Annotated in this window: 21 protein-coding genes; 5 read left to right on the top strand and 16 right to left on the bottom strand. The window is 42.0% G+C overall.

The genetic code is table 11. The features are described 5' to 3' along the window. Positions 1-225 precede the first annotated feature (225 nt). Together recA and ACSFVZ_RS01805 are read right to left on the bottom strand one after the other, a co-directional pair. A complete protein-coding gene (gene recA, locus ACSFVZ_RS01810) occupies positions 226-1,272 on the bottom strand; it encodes a recombinase RecA (protein WP_135926008.1) in 1,047 nt (348 codons plus the stop codon). A gap of 58 nt (positions 1,273-1,330) precedes the next feature. Next, positions 1,331-1,828: a CinA family protein gene (locus ACSFVZ_RS01805; protein WP_138558391.1), complete on the bottom strand. Its 498-nt coding sequence runs from the start codon at positions 1,826-1,828 to the stop codon at positions 1,331-1,333. 21 nt (positions 1,829-1,849) lie between these two features. Between ACSFVZ_RS01805 and mutS the strand changes: the two genes are divergently transcribed. Then, positions 1,850-4,423 carry a DNA mismatch repair protein MutS gene (gene mutS / locus ACSFVZ_RS01800; RefSeq protein ID WP_135926010.1) on the top strand — a complete coding sequence of 858 codons (2,574 nt, stop codon included), beginning with the start codon at positions 1,850-1,852 and terminating at the stop codon, positions 4,421-4,423. 95 nt (positions 4,424-4,518) lie between these two features. Here the strand turns inward: mutS and rpoS are convergent, their stop codons facing one another. Genes rpoS through ACSFVZ_RS01745 form a run of 11 tightly spaced genes read right to left on the bottom strand, consistent with a single transcriptional unit; the run spans position 4,519 to position 12,094 of the window. Continuing rightward, positions 4,519-5,502, bottom strand: coding sequence for an RNA polymerase sigma factor RpoS (gene rpoS / locus ACSFVZ_RS01795; RefSeq protein WP_435557968.1), 984 nt, complete (start codon positions 5,500-5,502; stop codon positions 4,519-4,521). Positions 5,503-5,562: 60 nt separating this feature from the next. Further along, entirely contained in the window at positions 5,563-6,387 is an 825-nt protein-coding gene (locus ACSFVZ_RS01790; protein WP_138558393.1) for a peptidoglycan DD-metalloendopeptidase family protein, read from the bottom strand. Between the two features lie 41 nt (positions 6,388-6,428). Next, positions 6,429-7,007: a YqaA family protein gene (locus ACSFVZ_RS01785; RefSeq protein WP_281546403.1), complete on the bottom strand. Its 579-nt coding sequence runs from the start codon at positions 7,005-7,007 to the stop codon at positions 6,429-6,431. Positions 7,008-7,018: 11 nt separating this feature from the next. Next, positions 7,019-7,657 carry a protein-L-isoaspartate(D-aspartate) O-methyltransferase gene (locus ACSFVZ_RS01780; RefSeq protein ID WP_135926014.1) on the bottom strand — a complete coding sequence of 213 codons (639 nt, stop codon included), beginning with the start codon at positions 7,655-7,657 and terminating at the stop codon, positions 7,019-7,021. Continuing rightward, positions 7,647-8,411, bottom strand: coding sequence for a 5'/3'-nucleotidase SurE (gene surE / locus ACSFVZ_RS01775; protein WP_199526305.1), 765 nt, complete (start codon positions 8,409-8,411; stop codon positions 7,647-7,649). The genes ACSFVZ_RS01780 and surE overlap by 11 nt, the downstream gene beginning before the upstream one ends. Beyond that, on the bottom strand, positions 8,412-9,440 hold the full coding sequence (gene truD, locus ACSFVZ_RS01770; RefSeq protein WP_135926016.1) for a tRNA pseudouridine(13) synthase TruD: 1,029 nt from the start codon (positions 9,438-9,440) through the stop codon (positions 8,412-8,414). Next, positions 9,440-9,919: a 2-C-methyl-D-erythritol 2,4-cyclodiphosphate synthase gene (ispF, locus tag ACSFVZ_RS01765; RefSeq protein WP_135926017.1), complete on the bottom strand. Its 480-nt coding sequence runs from the start codon at positions 9,917-9,919 to the stop codon at positions 9,440-9,442. The genes truD and ispF overlap by 1 nt, the downstream gene beginning before the upstream one ends. Continuing rightward, on the bottom strand, positions 9,916-10,617 hold the full coding sequence (gene ispD / locus ACSFVZ_RS01760) for a 2-C-methyl-D-erythritol 4-phosphate cytidylyltransferase (RefSeq protein ID WP_281546404.1): 702 nt from the start codon (positions 10,615-10,617) through the stop codon (positions 9,916-9,918). Before ispD ends, ispF begins: the two co-directional genes overlap by 4 nt. Further along, the gene (gene ftsB, locus ACSFVZ_RS01755) at positions 10,607-10,897 is read right to left on the bottom strand and encodes a cell division protein FtsB (protein WP_135926019.1); all 291 of its coding nucleotides are present in this window, start codon (positions 10,895-10,897) and stop codon (positions 10,607-10,609) included. The genes ispD and ftsB overlap by 11 nt, the downstream gene beginning before the upstream one ends. Before the next feature lie 22 nt (positions 10,898-10,919). Next, entirely contained in the window at positions 10,920-11,552 is a 633-nt protein-coding gene (locus tag ACSFVZ_RS01750; RefSeq protein ID WP_435557967.1) for a hypothetical protein, read from the bottom strand. A gap of 59 nt (positions 11,553-11,611) precedes the next feature. Continuing rightward, entirely contained in the window at positions 11,612-12,094 is a 483-nt protein-coding gene (locus ACSFVZ_RS01745; RefSeq protein ID WP_135926021.1) for a DUF2947 domain-containing protein, read from the bottom strand. Between the two features lie 63 nt (positions 12,095-12,157). Between ACSFVZ_RS01745 and ACSFVZ_RS01740 the strand changes: the two genes are divergently transcribed. Genes ACSFVZ_RS01740 through ACSFVZ_RS01730 form a run of 3 tightly spaced genes read left to right on the top strand, consistent with a single transcriptional unit; the run spans position 12,158 to position 14,481 of the window. Next, the gene (locus ACSFVZ_RS01740; protein WP_421966814.1) at positions 12,158-12,391 is read left to right on the top strand and encodes a DUF1653 domain-containing protein; all 234 of its coding nucleotides are present in this window, start codon (positions 12,158-12,160) and stop codon (positions 12,389-12,391) included. Between the two features lie 52 nt (positions 12,392-12,443). Next, complete coding sequence (locus ACSFVZ_RS01735; RefSeq protein ID WP_135926022.1) at positions 12,444-13,292, top strand: AAA family ATPase; 849 nt, start codon at positions 12,444-12,446, stop codon at positions 13,290-13,292. A 1-nt stretch (position 13,293) separates the two neighbouring features. Further along, a complete protein-coding gene (locus tag ACSFVZ_RS01730) occupies positions 13,294-14,481 on the top strand; it encodes a vWA domain-containing protein (protein WP_281546405.1) in 1,188 nt (395 codons plus the stop codon). 93 nt (positions 14,482-14,574) lie between these two features. On the opposite strand, the gene ACSFVZ_RS01725 is transcribed toward ACSFVZ_RS01730, so the two are convergent. The 3 genes from ACSFVZ_RS01725 to ppnP all read right to left on the bottom strand — a co-directional run bounded on the left by ACSFVZ_RS01725 (position 14,575) and on the right by ppnP (position 16,898). Next, positions 14,575-15,747, bottom strand: coding sequence for an NRAMP family divalent metal transporter (locus tag ACSFVZ_RS01725; protein WP_435557991.1), 1,173 nt, complete (start codon positions 15,745-15,747; stop codon positions 14,575-14,577). A 300-nt stretch (positions 15,748-16,047) separates the two neighbouring features. Then, complete coding sequence (gene hpf / locus ACSFVZ_RS01720; RefSeq protein WP_135926025.1) at positions 16,048-16,404, bottom strand: ribosome hibernation-promoting factor, HPF/YfiA family; 357 nt, start codon at positions 16,402-16,404, stop codon at positions 16,048-16,050. 182 nt (positions 16,405-16,586) lie between these two features. Further along, a complete protein-coding gene (gene ppnP / locus ACSFVZ_RS01715) occupies positions 16,587-16,898 on the bottom strand; it encodes a pyrimidine/purine nucleoside phosphorylase (protein ID WP_135926026.1) in 312 nt (103 codons plus the stop codon). A 344-nt stretch (positions 16,899-17,242) separates the two neighbouring features. On the opposite strand from ppnP, the gene ACSFVZ_RS01710 reads away from it, so the two are divergent. Beyond that, positions 17,243-17,668, top strand: a complete 426-nt coding sequence (locus ACSFVZ_RS01710; protein ID WP_281546407.1) for a hypothetical protein — start codon at positions 17,243-17,245, stop codon at positions 17,666-17,668. Positions 17,669-17,770: the final 102 nt, after the last annotated feature.

Here is a 17,770-nt window from a genome sequence, read left to right as displayed (position 1 = left end):
TTCATGAAAGAGTTGCAAGAGTAAAGTTAGAAAAGGGAAAGTTACAGTCACTATCGCGTGTTCTGACAGCTGAAAGCTACACGCAACCACAGAATACCGCCAACAATCTAGTGATTAAACGCGATATAAAATATAAGCACCCATAAAAAAACCGCTAACAATGTAGCGGTCTTTTTTGTGTTAAGTGCGGGTCAAATCACGCTTAACTGTACTCTTTAGTAGTGTTTATAGCTCGTCTTCAGCTATTAGGCCTGCATCTTCACCATCTTCTGGTTGTACAGTTGCCTGTAGTAATAGCATCTCACGTAACTTACCTTCGATCTCATCTGCGATCTCAGGGTTATCTTTTAAGAACTTAATTGAGTTTGCCTTACCTTGACCAACTTTATTGCCATTGTAGCTGTACCAAGCACCTGATTTTTCAACAATCTTATGCTTAACACCTAAGTCGATTAGCTCACCTTGCTTAGAAATACCTTCACCATACATGATGATAAATTCAGCTTGTTTAAACGGCGGCGCAACCTTGTTCTTAACAACTTTCACGCGGGTTTCGTTACCAACAACCTCGTCGCCTTCTTTTACTGAACCAATACGACGAATATCAATACGTACTGAAGCGTAGAATTTAAGCGCGTTACCACCGGTTGTTGTTTCTGGGTTACCAAACATAACACCAATTTTCATACGGATTTGGTTGATGAAAATACACAGCGTATTTGAACGCTTGATGTTACCTGTAAGCTTACGTAGTGCTTGTGACATTAAGCGAGCTTGTAAGCCCATGTGTGAATCACCCATGTCGCCTTCGATTTCAGCTTTAGGTGTTAAAGCAGCTACCGAGTCGACAATCACAACATCAACAGCACTTGAACGAACTAACATGTCACAAATTTCTAATGCTTGCTCACCAGTATCTGGTTGAGAAACAAGTAATTCGTCAATGTTTACACCCAGTTTTTGAGCGTATACAGGATCCAGAGCGTGCTCAGCATCTACGAATGCACAGGTTTTACCTTGCTTTTGAGCTTCAGCGATAACTTGTAAAGTAAGCGTTGTTTTACCTGATGATTCAGGACCATACACTTCAACAATACGGCCCGTAGGTAAACCACCAATACCTAATGCGATATCGATACCTAGTGAACCTGTTGAGATAGCTTCAATGTCTAGGGCTTTGTTGTCGCCCAGTTTCATAATTGAGCCTTTACCAAATTGACGCTCAATTTGTGATAAAGCAGCATCTAAGGCTTTTTGTTTGTTATCGTTCATTCTGTTCTCCAAATCCGGCTAATGCAGACAGTATACTGTATGAAATCACAGTATCAAGCTAATTTTCTGATTTTATCAATTCAATTACAGTTTTTAATGAATAAACAATAGCTTGCAGTCTAACTTCAGCTCTATCTCCTGAGAAAACCTGTTCGCTTGGGTAGTTTTTTCCGGCAAAATGAATACAAAACCATACCAGCCCTACAGGTTTATCCAGTGTTCCACCACCGGGGCCTGCAATCCCTGAGATAGCAATTGCAATATCTGCGTTTGCAGCTTTTGCAGCACCCGATGCCATTTCAAGCACGGTTTGCTCACTGACAGCACCAAAATTGTTTAATGTTTGCTCACTAACACCTATTAATTGCTGTTTTGCTTGATTGCTATAAGTAACAAACGCACGGTCAATATAATTCGAACTGCCGGGGGTATCAGTTAACGCATAACTAACGCCACCACCAGTGCATGATTCTGCGGTAGTGATCCATAAGCGTTTATCCGTTAAAATAGCTCCTAATTTCGCAGCAAGTGTTTTAATCTCTTGATGTAATTCCATATTCAGCCTTTGGGTAAATACATGTCGTTTGATCTTTATGCACCGCACACTATAAAACAACAAACCCCTATGATGCAGCAGTATCTAAAAATAAAAGCCGAGCATCGGGATATTCTATTGTTTTATCGTATGGGCGATTTTTACGAACTTTTCTTTGATGACGCTAAACGTGCAGCGCAACTTCTTGATATTTCTCAAACTCATCGCGGTAAAGCCGGTGGTGATCCAATACCAATGGCAGGTGTGCCTTATCATGCCGTTGAAAACTACCTAGCTCGCCTTGTACAAATGGGTGAATCAGTAGCTATTTGCGAGCAAATTGGCGACCCCGCCACCAGCAAAGGCCCTGTGGAACGTAAAGTTGTGCGTATTGTTACCCCTGGCACAATTTCTGACGAAGCGTTACTACAAGAGCGCCAAGACAACCTTCTGACCAGTGTTTGGCAAAACAAGCAAGGCTTATATGGAGTTGCCTATCTTGATATAAACTCTGGTCGATTCAATGTATTAGAAGTTAATACTGATGAAGCATTTAGCTCAACATTACAGCGTTTAGCACCGGCAGAGTTACTTTATAGTGAAACCTTTGCGAATGTGCACTTAATTGAGCACATTAAAGGTGCACGTCGTCGCCCTGAATGGGAATTCGATCTAGATACTGCGCAGCATTTACTGTGCGACCAATTTGGCACTAAAGATCTGGTTGGTTTTGGTGTAGACAAAGCACATGCCGCTTTAGTGGCTGCGGGCTGTTTAATGCAATACGTAAAAGATACGCAGCGCATTGCCCTGCCGCATATTCGTGCCATTACCCTTGAGCAAAACGAACATGCAGTGATCTTAGATGCAGCCACCCGTAAAAATCTTGAACTTACCGTTAACTTATCGGGTGGTTATGAAAATACCCTTGCGCAAGTACTTGATAAAACGGCGACAGCGATGGGTTCTCGCTTATTAAAACGCCGTATTCATACACCGGTGCGCAGTAAAACAGAGCTCAACTCTCGACTCAACGCTATTAGCGCCATTATTGATGCGCAATTATGTGGTGAACTGCAAGAGTCGTTAAAACAAATTGGTGACATTGAACGTGTCATCGCCCGTTTAGCACTTTGTACCGCAAGACCACGTGATTTAACGCGCCTGCGTAGTGCACTGCAAGCACTAGCACCACTACACGAATTACTGATGGATGCTAATGACCCACGTATTAGCCAAATCATTGCTCAGTCGCAACAGTTACCTGAACTACAAGATTTACTCGAACGTGCTGTAATCGAAACCCCACCAGTACTTATCCGTGATGGTGGCGTTATTGCACCGGGCTATAATAGTGAGCTTGATGAATGGCGTGCACTAAGCCAAGGTGCAACCGATATTCTTGAAAAGCTTGAAGAGCGTGAGCGAGAGCGCACTGGCATTAGCACTTTAAAAATTGGCTACAACAAAGTGCATGGCTTTTTTATTGAAGTAAGCCGCGCCAATTCTCATTTAGTGCCTGCAGATTATATTCGTCGCCAAACGCTAAAAAACAATGAGCGTTATATTATCCCTGAGCTAAAAGAGCATGAAGATAAAGTACTTGGTAGCCAATCAAAAGCACTTGCGCTTGAAAAACAGCTTTACGAGCAACTGTTCGAATTTATTGCTCCGCACATTGAACAGTTACAAACTATGGCTGCCGTACTGGCTGATTTAGATGTTTTAAACAATTTGGCAGAACGAGCACAAGCGCTTAATTATGCTAAGCCAACACTGTGCGATAACGATAACATCAGTATTAAACAAGGTCGCCACCCGGTGGTTGAACAGGTAATGAAAGACCCGTTTATTGCCAACCCAGTGGAGCTTAATAACGACCGTAAAATGTTGATTATCACAGGTCCAAATATGGGTGGTAAATCAACCTATATGCGTCAAACTGCACTTATCGTGCTAATGGCACACATTGGCTCTTATGTGCCTGCAGATAGTGCTGAAATCGGAAATATTGACCGTATCTTTACACGTATTGGGGCAAGCGATGATTTAGCATCAGGGCGTTCAACTTTCATGGTTGAGATGACAGAAACGGCAACTATTTTAAATAACGCCACAGCACAATCACTGGTGCTAATGGATGAAATTGGTCGCGGTACTTCGACCTATGATGGTTTATCACTAGCCTATGCAACAGCTGACTATTTAGCTTCAAAAATTGCCGCTAAAACCTTATTTGCAACTCACTATTTTGAGTTAACAGAGCTGGCCGAACAAAAAACAGGGTTGGTAAATGTGCATTTAGATGCCATTGAGCATAACGACACCATTGCCTTTATGCATACTGTGCTTGAAGGCGCAGCAAGCAAAAGCTTTGGCCTACAAGTTGCTGCCTTGGCCGGTGTTCCAAAAGCGGTGATCCAACAAGCCAAACAAAAGCTAAAAATGCTCGAAAACCACCAACCTGTCACGGCCCCCATTGAGCAGCAACAGCAAACATTAAGTTTTGATGATGAACCGTCTGAGCTTGAATTAACCTTAAAACAGCTTGATCCAGACAGCCTAACGCCAAGACAAGCACACCAACTACTGTATCAATTAAAAGATTTACTGTAGGTATAACATAGATATAAAAAAAGCTGACGCAATGTCAGCTTTTTTGTGTGTTCTAGACCCTAAAGCCTATGTATTGTTGTCTAATTTGCTATATATCAGGTGAATTGGTCAAATAAGCTATCAGTGCTTAAACCTTCATGTTGCAATATGTCTTTTAAGCGACGTAGTGCTTCCACCTGAATTTGTCTTACACGCTCACGTGTTAAGCCAATTTCACGACCAACATCTTCTAAAGTTGATGGCTCATAACCGAGTAAACCAAAACGTCGAGCGAGTACTTCGCGTTGTTTAGGGTTTAACTCACCTAACCAATCAACAATGTGTTTGTTAATGTCGTTATTTTGTACTTCTCCCTCAGGACCAGAGCCTTTTTCATCGGCTATGATATCAAGCAGAGCTTTATCGTTTTCACCACCAATAGGAGTGTCAACTGAAGTTATCTTTTCATTTAAACGCAGCATTTTAGTCACGTCTTCAACCGGCTTATCTAAGCACTCTGCAATTTCTTCTGCGGTTGGTTCGTGGTCTAACTTCTGGGTTAGTTCACGTGCAGTTCTTAAATACACATTTAGTTCTTTAATTACGTGAATTGGTAAACGAATTGTACGTGTTTGGTTCATGATGGCGCGTTCAATGGTTTGACGGATCCACCATGTTGCATAGGTTGAAAAGCGAAAACCACGTTCTGGGTCAAATTTTTCAACAGCTCGGATAAGGCCTAGATTACCTTCTTCAATAAGGTCAAGTAGTGCAAGGCCACGATTGTTATAACGGCGGGCAATTTTCACTACTAGACGTAAATTACTTTCAATCATTCGCTTGAGAGAGGCTTCACAGCCTTTCAATGCTTTGCGAGCAAAAAATACTTCTTCTTCTGCACTTAATAGTGGAGAAAAACCAATTTCACCTAAATACAGCTGGGTTGCATCTAAGTTTTTAGCAACTTCGTCTTTTGCAAATATATCTTCTTCGTTATCAACTTCTTCTAATAGTTCAGAAGCATCATCTTCGACTACCGTGTCATCAAATTTATCGTCAATCGCGTCAGTTGTTTTCTCTAGTTTTGCTGTGTGACCCATAAGCGTCCTCCCGAGCAAATATGTGATTGAGCTAAATCACTTTTATCAATACCCTAATGGCTAAGGTAGATACTTAGCAGGATTGACTGCTTGACCCCGATAACGAATTTCAAATCTCAAAGCCGTAACCGAAGAGTCTGAACTGCCCATTTCTGCTATTTTCTGCCCTGCCTTTACTTCCTGTTTTTCCTTTACAAGCAACGTTGAATTATGCGCGTAAGCACTTAGGTAATCATCATTATGTTTCAAAATAATTAAATTACCGTAACCTCGCAACGCGTTACCCGCGTATACCACAGTTCCGTGTGCAGCAGCTAAAACAGAAGCCCCCTCTTTGTTAGTGATCTGTAACCCTTTAAAGCCGTTTTCTTTATTAGAAAAGCGTCGCGTGACCTTGCCCTTAGCCGGCCAGCTCCATACAACTTTAGAATTAGAATTACCGTTTTTGTCACTAATTATTTTGTTGGCCTGTTTCTGAACATACTCTCGTTGTTTTGGCTGATCAAGCTCTTTCTTTAATTTTTTGTTATTTTTTTGTGTGGAAAAAGTAGACTTTTTACTCGAATTCGTATATTTTTTCGCCTTTTTGTGTTTTTGTTCCTGCTTTGTAATCAAGATACGTTGGCCGGGAAAGATAGTGTAAGGTGCTGGAATATTGTTTATTTTTGCGAGGGTTCGAAAATCTCGTTGAGAACTAAAGGCAATTGAATATAAAGTATCACCCTTTTTCACTGTGTATTTTGAGCCTGTGATATTTACTTTGCGCGTCGTCGGCTTTACATGATTATCTAAACTACTGACCGGAGCGGGTGCTTCGCGAGACGTACAGCCAAAGAGCAAAATACTAGTAAACAAAGTAACATAGACTGTTATCTGCCTGCTCATCGTAAAATGCTCCTTATCGTACTAACTAATGGTTTTATGGCTTATCGTAGTAAAAAGTACGCAACCACCACTAAAACAACCAATCCCCAGCCAAGGGCTTCAACATATTGACGTAATTTTTGCTCCATTTTAACTCCACCCCATTTCATTAGTGCCGAAACAAGAAAGAAACGTGCCCCACGACCAACAGCAGAAGCAAGTAAAAATGGCAAAAATGCCATCTGCATTAGACCTGCGCCTATGGTAAATACCTTATAGGGGATAGGCGAAAATCCAGCTAAGAAAACCACCCAAACACCGTAATTCTCAAACCAGCTTAGGGCTGTATCAAATTTAGCTTGCCAACCCATTTGCGCAATAAGAGGTTCAACGACTGGTTCGAATAACCAAAAGCCAAGTAAATAACCTAAAATACCACCAACCACAGAAGCAGTGGTGGTAAAACTGGCAAAGCGCCATGCTTTATCTGGCTGTGCAAGCGACATCGGTGCTAGCATGACATCAGGCGGCACCGGAAAAAAAACAGATTCAGCAAAACTCATCCCTGCTAAATAACGCTCAGCATGTCGGTGTTTAGCCCATACAAGCGCCATATCATATAACTTAGTAAACAACTTCAAAGTATTAGGTCCTATTCAATATCACCAGGCACCAAAGGTACAAATCTCACTGGTGCAACTTTATGTTCTGTAAATGTGTCGCCATTTCTAACAACCATCATTAATTGCTGATCTTGCTCACCAATGGGTGCAATCATCACGCCACCATCAGCAAGTTGTTCAAGTAATCCGTGCGGCATTGTTGCTGCCGCAGCAGTGACAATGATCCCCTCAAAGGGCGCTTGTGACTGCCATCCTTGCCAGCCATCGCCATGCTTCATGGTGACATTGTATAAATCAAGCTTATGTAAGCGGCGCTTCGCTTGCCACTGTAGTGCTTTAATGCGCTCAACTGAGCACACTTTGGTGAAGGTTTTAGCTAAAATCGCTGTTTGGTAGCCAGACCCAGTGCCTATCTCAAGCACTTTATCGCGAACCCCAGCTAAACGAAGTAACTCTGTCATACGTGCAACAATGTAAGGCTGCGAAATAGTTTGCCCTTGACCAATTGGTAATGCGGTATTTTGATAGGCTTTATGCTGTAAAACATCATCAACAAAGATATGGCGAGGCGTTGTTGCAATTGCCTCTAGCACGACACTGTCTTCGACACCCTCGCGCTTTAATAATTCAGCTAATGCAAGTGCACTGCGATTATAATTAGTCAGCACCATTAATCTCCATATTTGCTAACCAGCTATCAACGGCTTGTAGGCTTTCTTTAGCCGTCATATCAACACTAAGTGGTGTGACTGATGCGTAGCCATTATTAATGGCATAAAAATCAGTGCCTTCCCCTGCATCACTTTCAGCACCCAAGGTACCATACCAGTATATATCGCGACCCCATGGATCTTGCTGTTTAGTCATGGTTTCGGCTTTATGGCGTGCTCCTAAGCGTGTTACTTTCACGCCTTTTAATTCAACAAGTGGCACGTCAGGTACGTTTAGATTGATAATTTGATCTTTTGGTAACGGGTGCGAAGCTAATTCTTTAATGATACTCACAGCAACAGCGGCGGCGGTTTCAAAATGATCCCCTTCTTTAGAACACAAAGATACGGCGATAGCCGGAAGCCCTAAATGGCGGCCCTCGGTTGCAGCAGCAACAGTGCCTGAATACAAAGTATCATCACCTAGGTTGGCACCATGATTAATGCCTGCAACCACAAGATCCGGCTGCTCATCCATTAACTCATTGACACCAAGGTGCACACAATCAGTTGGCGTGCCATTAATGGAAATAAAACCATTTTCTAAGGTTGTTGCACGCAGTGGATTCATTAAGGTCAATGAATTACTTGCACCACTGCAATTACGATCAGGTGCAACAAGTGTCACATCAGCAATTTGGGTCAGGGCTTGATATAAAACTGCGATCCCTTTTGCATTTACACCATCATCATTACTTAATAAAATTTTCATCTACGCATCCTTTTGTTTTTGTTCTTTTGGGCTGGCATCTTGATAGTCCACCAGCTCACGCAACAAGGCTGTGGCAAAACACCCTTTTGGTAACCCAAAGCTCAGCTTTAATGTTGTCTCGTCTAGGGTTTCAACCGCTAATGAATCTGGGATCAAGCGTAACATTCTACGCTCGTTTTTAAGACCAAGTTCGCTAAGGCCAGCTATCCAAGACTGATAAGGTTCGAGCCACGTTTTTTCGGCCTCGGTAAGGCCTTTTTCACCTTTACCAACCATAGGGGCCGACATCACGATATCGCCAGACGCTAAGCGGGCAATATTATCGTCGCTAATGTTATCTTCAAAAAAGGCATTGCTGCCACTTAACATAAATACTTCGCGGTGCATGGTTTTCGCAAGGCCATGTTCAGCAACGCGCAAGCTCACAATTTCATTAAACACATAAGAGCGCGCTGCAGAGATCACTAAACCTCGTAATTTTTTGTCGCGAATACGCTCTCCGGCAAACATGCGTTTTGCCATTTCAAGGTTGTGCCCACCATGACCAAAGCGTTGTTCACCAAAGTAATTAGGCACACCGGCACGCACCGCGTTAATACGGCATAAAATATCCAGTGGTTCAGTCACATTACGTAAAGTGATGGTGAAGCGGTTGCCTTTATGGCAGCCGGTTCTGAGTTTGCGATTGTGGCGCTGTTGCGAAATAACAAAAAACTGCTCGTTATTCAGTTCACTAAATTCAATATGCTTTTTAATTGGCACTGGCACACTAAACCATTGTGTACATACACCATGACGGTCTTTTAAGCCCGCATAACTCACATCACGCGGGGAAACACCGGCTTTTTCAGCAATACGTTTAGCAACAAACTGAGTGTTTTCACCTTTTTTTACCACTTGTAAGCAGACATGCTCACCAGAGCCTGTAAACTCAATGCCCAAGTCTTCATCAACCATAAAATCTTCGGCAGTGGTTTTAAAATCAGCTTTCGAAAGAGGTTTGCCGTAAAGGTAATTTAGTTCACTCATCAATCTTGTTTTCTCATAATTACAACAGCATGGCTTGAGATACCTTCTTTACGACCTTCAAAGCCCAACTTCTCTGTAGTTGTTGCTTTTACATTCACTTGTGAAATATCTGCTTCAAGGTCTTGGCATAAGTTTTCACGCATTGCTTGAATATGTGGCAACATTTTGGGGGCTTGAGCAACAATCGTGACATCGGCATTGCCAAGAACGTAACCTTGCTCTTTAGCAAGCCCAACCACGTGGCGTAGCAAAATTCGGCTATCAATATTTTCGTATTCGCTCGCAGTATCAGGGAAGTGCTTGCCAATATCGCCCATTGCAAGTGCACCTAATATTGCATCGCATAAAGCATGAATTGCCACATCACCATCAGAATGCGCTAAAAAGCCTTGTGGATAATCAATTTTTTCACCACAAATCACCAGTGGCCCTTCGCCACCAAATTTGTGTACATCAAAGCCATGGCCAATTCGAATCATGAGGTACTCTCGTTTTGTTGTTTTTGCAATAAAAATGCTGCTAAATCTAAATCTTCAGGGGTGGTGATTTTAATATTATCACTGCGACCAGCAACCAGCTTAACAGGCTGTTTGGCCCATTCAATTGCAGATGCCTCATCAGTAATAGTCACACCACTTTGAAGGGCATTTGATAGCGCATCGGTCAGCAATTTGTAAGGGAAAAACTGAGGGGTTAGCGCCTGCCATAAATCGTCACGTGGCACTGTTTGCTCACTGTGGGTATAGCCGCGCTTTATGGTGTCTTTTACTTTTGATGCCAAAATACCGCCTTCATTGGCAGCAGTACATTCAGCGATTAAACGCTGAATATCTGCCAAGCACACTAACGGCCTTGCCGCATCGTGAACAAGTACCCAGTCAGGTGGGTTGTCAGCAAGTGATAGCAAGGCGTTTAGCACTGAATCGGCGCGTTCTTTACCACCACTCACACGTTCAATTCGCGCATCTATATACGGTAAATCGGCAAAATAGCCATCATCATCACTAATAGCGACTTTTATGGTATTAAGGCATTCAAGCTCAGCAAGCTTGCTTAAGGTATGCTCTAAAATAGTTTTACCCGCAAGCTCGATATATTGTTTAGGCGCCGAATGTTGCATTCGACTCCCTACTCCCGCAGCGGGAACAATTGCGGTAATAATTTGTTTATTGTTCATTATACTGCTGACCTGGTAATACTCGAATAAAGGTTTCACCAGGTTTAATCATTCCTAATTCGTTACGCGCTCGTTCTTCAATACCCTCTTGACCAAGCTTTAAATCTTTAATGTCGGCTTTTAGTACCGTATTACGTTTTAATAATTTAGCATTCGTATCTTGATGTGATGCTACGGCTTGTTTTAAACGAGTGTAATCTTGCACTCCATTATGGCCAAACCACAAACGGTACTGAATAAATAATGCCAAACATAACAAGGCGAATTGAAAAACCCGCATTGAACACTCCTTCGCGGTTAAATTAAGTCAAAGGGCGTTTTAGATTACGCCAATTTATATTACTTGCTAGTAGCATTTCTCTTAATGACAAACGCTTAGGTGTTATGCGCTTATTGTATTGCCACTGATGACCACAGCATGCAGCTGTCATAACCAATTTTGATGGCTTTAATATTTGCGCTGGTATGTGTTCTAGTGACTCTCCCGACACATCAAACCAACCTAGCTCATTACAATGTACCTTATTGTCGCTTACTTGATCTAAGCTGTCTATGCGCACCCTTGTACATTGCTCATCATTAATTAACACAGGAACAATTAACCCGCGCTTAGCATATTTAGTGTAAAAATTTTTTGAGTCTTCTTTACTGTAGACCGGAGGCGATGCCTTTTGTTTCTCGAGCCAACTACCATTTTGCGAATCAAGTTGTAATGGTGCATCACCGCTTACGATACGCATCGCTAAACGCTCTATGTAGTAAGGCAAACTTGCTAATAAGCGTTTTAGCCTTGCTGCATCTGGTTCATCAACTAACCGTGGGATCTCACGAGCATAAAACGCGTTACATAACTTTGCATACAATGCTCGTTCGGCATCTGTTTGCCAAATTTCAGCTTGTTGTGACGTTTCACTTTGTGAATGAGAAATAGACAATGCGCGCTCTTATAAAACAATTGCTTGACTGTTTTATAGCATAGAGCGTTTATTGAGCGCTACTTTACTGCACCTTTTTTACCCAGTTTTGCATTACCAGATTCTAAAAACTGCACCACAGCATCACGCTTTTTACCTAGTAATAAACTACCATCGGCTAAAAACATAAAGTTTTGCCAACAACGCTTAAATACGGCAAAGCTGGTTTCGATAATATTGTCGCGCGCCATACAAAAATACACGGTCGTATTGGCTTCCCACTCTAAATGGTTAAGGATTTCTTCAGGTAGTTGCTCATCACCTGCTTCCCATGCATTTTCCCAGTTAACAGTTTCAGAAAAACTGTCATCTTTACCGCACCAATCTGTTTTATCAAAAAAGTCAGGGTGATCATGCTCACGGCTTACCATAGTGGTCCATAAAACCGCTGCGCGCTCAGCTGTCATTGGTTTTATTTGTGCGGCATCTTCTGCGCTTATCGGCATATCTTTATGACGAAAAACCCAGGCTTTTTTGTATTCATCTAACGAAATATAATTCATAGTTTAGGCAGTTTGTTTCAGGGTAAAATGTGCAAACTGCAATTATACCCAAATGACTCCAAGATGCGAGATAAACACATGACAATCAAACCCGGCATTTACCAACACTATAAAGGCCCAAAATACAAAGTAGAGTATGTTGCCACACACAGCGAAAGCAATGAGCCACTTGTTATTTACCAAGCGCTATACGGAGAATTTGGTATGTGGGCACGCCCGCTTAGTATGTTTACAGAAACGGTCACAGTAGAGGGTAAAACCGTACCACGCTTTGCATACCTTTCAGACGCCGACTAACTGTGGCATCATGACGTTATTAATCACTGCTCAGACCAGATAAGGTGACATCGTGCTTTTTAATTCAACCGATAACTACATTGCCAGTAATTCATTAAAACAAGCGGTTAACGCAGCTATCTTGCTCGAAAAGCCCCTGCTTATAAAAGGTGAACCCGGCACAGGTAAAACCATGCTGGCCGAAGAGCTTGCCAAAAGCTTAGACACCACGCTAATTCAATGGCACATCAAATCAACCACTAAAGCGCAGCAAGGCCTGTATGAATATGATGCAGTATCTCGTCTTCGCGACAGCCAATTAGGTGATGAGCGTGTGCACGATATCAGCAACTACATTGTAAAAGGGAAATTATGGCAAGCCTTTACTTATGGTGAGCAACATAACAAACGCCCTGTATTATTGATTGATGAAATTGACAAAGCCGATATTGAATTTCCCAACGACTTGCTATTAGAGCTCGATAAAATGGAGTTTCATGTTTATGAAACCGGTGAGCGCGTTGTTGCTAAGCAACGTCCTATTGTGATCATCACGTCAAATAACGAAAAAGAGCTGCCAGATGCCTTTTTACGTCGTTGTTTTTTCCATTACATTGATTTTCCTAGTAGTGAAGAAATGGCGCAAATTATCGATGTGCATCACCCGCATGTTAAACAAGATCTAGTACGCCAAGCACTTGAGGTGTTCTTTAATCTACGTGAAGTTAATGGCATTAAGAAAAAACCATCTACCAGTGAATTACTCGATTGGTTAAAGCTACTGATGGCTGAAGATATAGACGCTAAAACACTGCATGATAAAAGCCAAAAAGGCGGTTTAATGCCAATGTTTGGCGCGTTATTAAAGAACGAGCAAGACATTAGCTTAATCGAAAAACTTGCGTTTATGAGCCGCCGTTAAGATGTTAATTGCGTTTTTCTTTAAGCTTCGCGAATACCGCTTACCTGTTAGTTTGCGAGAACTACTTGATTTGATCAATGCGCTCAAGCAAGGGGTTATTTTTGCCGACGTTGACGCGTTTTATTACTTAGCGCGTACCATCATGGTTAAAGATGAAACCCACTTTGATCGCTTTGATAAAGCCTTTGCTGATTACTTTAGTGGCGTGGCCGACCTTGATCTGCTCGAAAGCTTAAAACAGCAACATGCCTTGCCTGATGATTGGCTGCGTAAAGAGTTTGAAAAGCACTTAAGCGAAGAAGAAAAAGCGCAATTACAAGCCATGGGCGGCCTTGATAAACTCATGGAAACCCTCAAGCTGCGCCTTGAAGAGCAGCAAAAGCGCCATGCGGGGGGGAATAAATGGGTCGGTACCAGTGGCACTTCACCATTTGGCGCCTATGGTTATAACCCTGAAGGTGTGCGCATTGGTCAAGACGGTAACCGACATCGCCGTGCCGTTAAAGTATGGGATAAGCGCAGCTACCGTAACCTTGATAGCGACCGTGAAATTGGCTCACGCACAATTAAGCTTGCCCTAAAAAAACTGCGTAAATTTGCCCGTACTGGTGCCAGCGATACCCTCGATTTAACCGAAACCATCCGCGCAACTGCAAAGCAAGGCGGCATGCTCGATGTAAAAATGGCACCTGAGCGCCACAATGCAGTAAAAGTATTGATGCTGTTTGATATCGGCGGTTCAATGGATGATTACATTCATACCTGCGAAGAGCTATTTAGCGCCGCTCATAGCGAATTTAAGCACCTAGAGTTTTACTATTTTCATAACTGTTTATATGAGCATGTTTGGCAAGATAATCAGCGTCGTCACTCAAACGTAATTGATACCATGACCTTGATTAACAAGTTCACCAGCGACTACAAGGTGATCTTTGTTGGCGATGCCACCATGGGCCCCTACGAAATCGCCTACCCCGGTGGCAGCGTTGAGCATTGGAATGAAGAACCCGGCAGCGCTTGGCTAAACCGCATAACTAATCACTTTGATAAAGTCGCTTGGCTCAACCCGCAACCCGTTGAACACTGGCGCTATTATCAATCAATTGATTTGATAAAGCAGTTAATGGATAACCGCATGTACCCACTCACGCTAGATGGGATTAGTAATGCAATTAGGGAGTTGAGTTAAGATTGTAGGCGCGATTTTACATCGCGCAAACTTTACTAATAACTTAAGGCTTACGACAGTTTCACCGTTGGGTTTCGCTTCGCTCAAACCAACCTACATTATCTTCCAAACCAAAAACACCAGCGCAAAGCCTACTAAATAAACCAAGCCTAGCCAGCTTAGGGTGCGTAATAAAGGTGAGTGATGAATACTGGCTTCTGAGCGCACTAAGCTAAAGTTCAGCCACGCAAAGACAGGGGTCGTGACAAAAGCGAGGGTCATTGCAAAAGTAAGCATTGGGCCTAGGGCCGATTTAAAGAATAAAATCACAGCCATGCCAGCAAATGCTTGCAATAATAACCACATATTTAAACTGTGTTTAGACTGTTTAATCGGTAGCAGTTTATGCGACTCATTTAATGTTCTGGCGTAGCCATCAAGCACTGTTAGCGTGGTGCCAAACATACATAAAAAAGCGATACCTGAAACCAGTGGCCTTGCCCACTCGCCCATAGTGAGGGCGTACATATCAATTAGCTGCTTTGCAAAGGCAACGCCACCTAATTGCACAGCCTGGGCTTGACCGTATTGCACTAATACACCTAGTGAGAAAAATACTAATGCAAGTGCTGCGGTAAGCCAGTAACCCAAATTAAAATCAAACAAGCCTTGTTGTTTTGTCAGCGCTTGTTGGTGCTGCTTTTCTTTTAGCCACAGTGAGCTAATTGCTGATATTTCGATAGGAGCAGGCATCCAGCCCATAAGCGCCACCATAAAGCCAAGCATGGCAAGCTCATAAGGCGACGGGCCCACGTAGTCAACAGGAGCCATAGGACCATTATTAATAGCGACAACTAACGCAGCTAAGGTGGTAACCGTTAACAGCCCCATAATTAGCTTTGAAACATTATCGAGCGCCTTAAAATGCCCCAACAATAAAATAAGCAAACACACAGCTAAAATCAGCCAGCATAATAGCGTTACAGAAACCGTAACAGGCAATGCGTAGTGCAGCAGGCTGGCCGTTAATAACAAAACCCCAGCGGTGTTCACCACAGCGGCAACAATATTAAGCGCAATAAAACTATAGAAATACCCCGGCCCTTTTTGCTTGTAGCCCTCAACTAAACTTTGTTTGGTCGCAAGCGTGTACTCCATGCCAAATCGAAAGAATGGGTACTTCAATACATTAACTACTATGATTAGCCAAAATAATTGCCAACCGAATAACGACCCGGCTTGTGTTGATGCCACTAAGTGTGAGCCACCAATGGCAGCTGTGGCCATTAAAATACCCGGCCCTAATGCATTTAATTTAGATTGCCAATTTGATACTGCTGATTGCATATGCTTTGTGTGTTTTATTCTTAGTAACAAGCAACTTACAGCGTTTTAGGTGAGATTGGAAGCAGAGCACGTTAGCAAGTTAGCTAACGAATCAAGTAACTCGCTAACTTTTGGAACTTCAATCTGACGGCTGAATATTAAAACCAAAAAAGCCAAACGTTTCACAACGGTTGGCTTTCTTAGTTTGATTGTAAACGCTAGATTCTAGCTAAACCTAGCGCGGCACTTTATTAAGTAAAATTAAGTTAAATCCATTTCCTGAATAATTTCGTGGGCAATTTCCGGAGTTGTACTGACCGGCTTTTCGTGTAGTTTGGCTTTCATTTGCCCTTTACGATGTTTCAATGATGCATCTAGTTTTTTTGCAGCATTTGCAATTGCTGGGTACATCACCTCGTCTTCACCTTTTACTGATAAGCGTGCGCCTTCATAGGTCGTGCTTATCTCAGCTTGGTATTTGTGATGCTCTTTTGAAAGAATAATATCGAGAGATATTAATGATGGAAAATGGCTAGCAATTTTCGAGAACTTCTCGTTGATATGAGCTCTAACAGCCTCAGTAACGTCAACATGATGACCAGAAATATTAATCTTCATAGGGTATCCTTTTTTCTTGTTACCTCACAGTTAGTATTGGGGGCGAATTGAATTAACACAAGCGAAAATTGCAGATAATTAGTAATTGATTGTAACCACAGATGATTTAGATCATGCGTTGCGGATAAAATATGCAAAAGCCCGCATCACACGGGCTTTTTATAAAGGTTAACAACAGTTCATTAAGTGTACGAGCAACAGTAGTCAGCAAAGTCTGATACCTTCACGCGGAATGTCACGTGTGCGTCTACGTTAAATGAATCTCCAGCTTTCATGGCTTGCCACTCAGTTTCGCCAGGCAGTAATACTTGCCACTCTCCTGCTAGTAACTCCATATGCTCTTTCTGATTTGTACCAAACTCAAATTCTCCCGGCTGCATAAAGCCCAATGTTTTAGTGCTGCCATCGGCGAATAGCACAACACGGCTCGAAACTTTACCATCAAAATAGACATTCGCTTTTTTTACAACACTTACACTGTCAAACTGAGTCATACTTACTCCTGTTATGTTTTATTATTAACGTATAAACATTGCCAGTTGTCGGTTTAGCATTCAAGAGTGGCTGGGTGAGAAATAATCAAGTCGGGTTAGCTGTCAGTTTTAAGCCGATCGTGCAATTGTGGTAGGTCGTGCTTTAGCGCGACAGAGTGTGGTAATGGTTTACTGGCTCTTCAATCGCAATAGGTTCATTTGAATAACACTTGTTTCCCTCTTAACAAATTAAAAGGGGTCACTCTTAAGATATTTTAAGTGTTAGACGTTGATTTTAATACAAAATGGACTAACTTTCTGAAAATAAATCTTTTATCGATAAATTTTCAATCAAGCAGAAAACTGTGAATTTTGCTAGACAAGCTATCATAATAATTGGTGAAGTAATGAAAAAATTGCTTACAATCTGTTTGTGCACATTCAGCGTATTGTCACACGCTTATTCTTCAGAAAGAGCCATAGCAAATTTATCATCAGACTATGCCACTTGTGCAGCATATTATCTATTCATGGCCAAAGGCCTTGAAGCCAGTGACTCTGATAGTTCTCAGCTGACTAGAATGGGAATATTAGCCTTTGAGGGTGCAGTAATGCTTTCAAATAAAAAAGTCACAAAGTCTCGTGTAAAGTTAAGTTATCAACAATTCGTAGAAGAAACAGGCAGTAACTTTTCCAATTCTGCAATTCTAATCGAGAAATATGGTTTGATATGTAAATCCGTTCTTGAAAATCCTGAAACACGCTTAAACTACTGGCTTAATAAAAAGTAACACAAAAGCATTATCGCTCGTTTGTATCTCACTTCATCTTAAACAAATTTGACTTCAAGTATTCAACCAAAAAGCATAACTTTTCACGCGAAATAAATTTCA

The organism is Pseudoalteromonas nanhaiensis (genome assembly GCF_051235485.1).
GTDB lineage: Bacteria > Pseudomonadota > Gammaproteobacteria > Enterobacterales > Alteromonadaceae > Pseudoalteromonas > Pseudoalteromonas lipolytica_C.
Note: the sequence above shows the minus strand (reverse complement) of the source record. Positions and strands in the feature narration are given on the sequence as shown.

What these genes read in the sequence shown, in the direction of transcription:
- recA (WP_135926008.1), bottom strand. Translation starts at nt 1,272, where the DNA reads ATGAACGATAACAAACAAAAAGCCTTAGATGCTGCTTTATCACAAATT.
- ACSFVZ_RS01805 (WP_138558391.1), bottom strand. Translation starts at nt 1,828, where the DNA reads ATGGAATTACATCAAGAGATTAAAACACTTGCTGCGAAATTAGGAGCT.
- mutS (WP_135926010.1), top strand. Translation starts at nt 1,850, where the DNA reads ATGTCGTTTGATCTTTATGCACCGCACACTATAAAACAACAAACCCCT.
- rpoS (WP_435557968.1), bottom strand. Translation starts at nt 5,502, where the DNA reads ATGGGTCACACAGCAAAACTAGAGAAAACAACTGACGCGATTGACGAT.
- ACSFVZ_RS01790 (WP_138558393.1), bottom strand. Translation starts at nt 6,387, where the DNA reads ATGAGCAGGCAGATAACAGTCTATGTTACTTTGTTTACTAGTATTTTG.
- surE (WP_199526305.1), bottom strand. Translation starts at nt 8,411, where the DNA reads ATGAAAATTTTATTAAGTAATGATGATGGTGTAAATGCAAAAGGGATC.
- truD (WP_135926016.1), bottom strand. Translation starts at nt 9,440, where the DNA reads ATGAGTGAACTAAATTACCTTTACGGCAAACCTCTTTCGAAAGCTGAT.
- ispF (WP_135926017.1), bottom strand. Translation starts at nt 9,919, where the DNA reads ATGATTCGAATTGGCCATGGCTTTGATGTACACAAATTTGGTGGCGAA.
- ispD (WP_281546404.1), bottom strand. Translation starts at nt 10,617, where the DNA reads ATGAACAATAAACAAATTATTACCGCAATTGTTCCCGCTGCGGGAGTA.
- ftsB (WP_135926019.1), bottom strand. Translation starts at nt 10,897, where the DNA reads ATGCGGGTTTTTCAATTCGCCTTGTTATGTTTGGCATTATTTATTCAG.
- ACSFVZ_RS01745 (WP_135926021.1), bottom strand. Translation starts at nt 12,094, where the DNA reads ATGAATTATATTTCGTTAGATGAATACAAAAAAGCCTGGGTTTTTCGT.
- ACSFVZ_RS01740 (WP_421966814.1), top strand. Translation starts at nt 12,158, where the DNA reads ATGCGAGATAAACACATGACAATCAAACCCGGCATTTACCAACACTAT.
- ACSFVZ_RS01730 (WP_281546405.1), top strand. Translation starts at nt 13,294, where the DNA reads ATGTTAATTGCGTTTTTCTTTAAGCTTCGCGAATACCGCTTACCTGTT.
- ACSFVZ_RS01725 (WP_435557991.1), bottom strand. Translation starts at nt 15,747, where the DNA reads ATGGCCACAGCTGCCATTGGTGGCTCACACTTAGTGGCATCAACACAA.
- hpf (WP_135926025.1), bottom strand. Translation starts at nt 16,404, where the DNA reads ATGAAGATTAATATTTCTGGTCATCATGTTGACGTTACTGAGGCTGTT.
- ppnP (WP_135926026.1), bottom strand. Translation starts at nt 16,898, where the DNA reads ATGACTCAGTTTGACAGTGTAAGTGTTGTAAAAAAAGCGAATGTCTAT.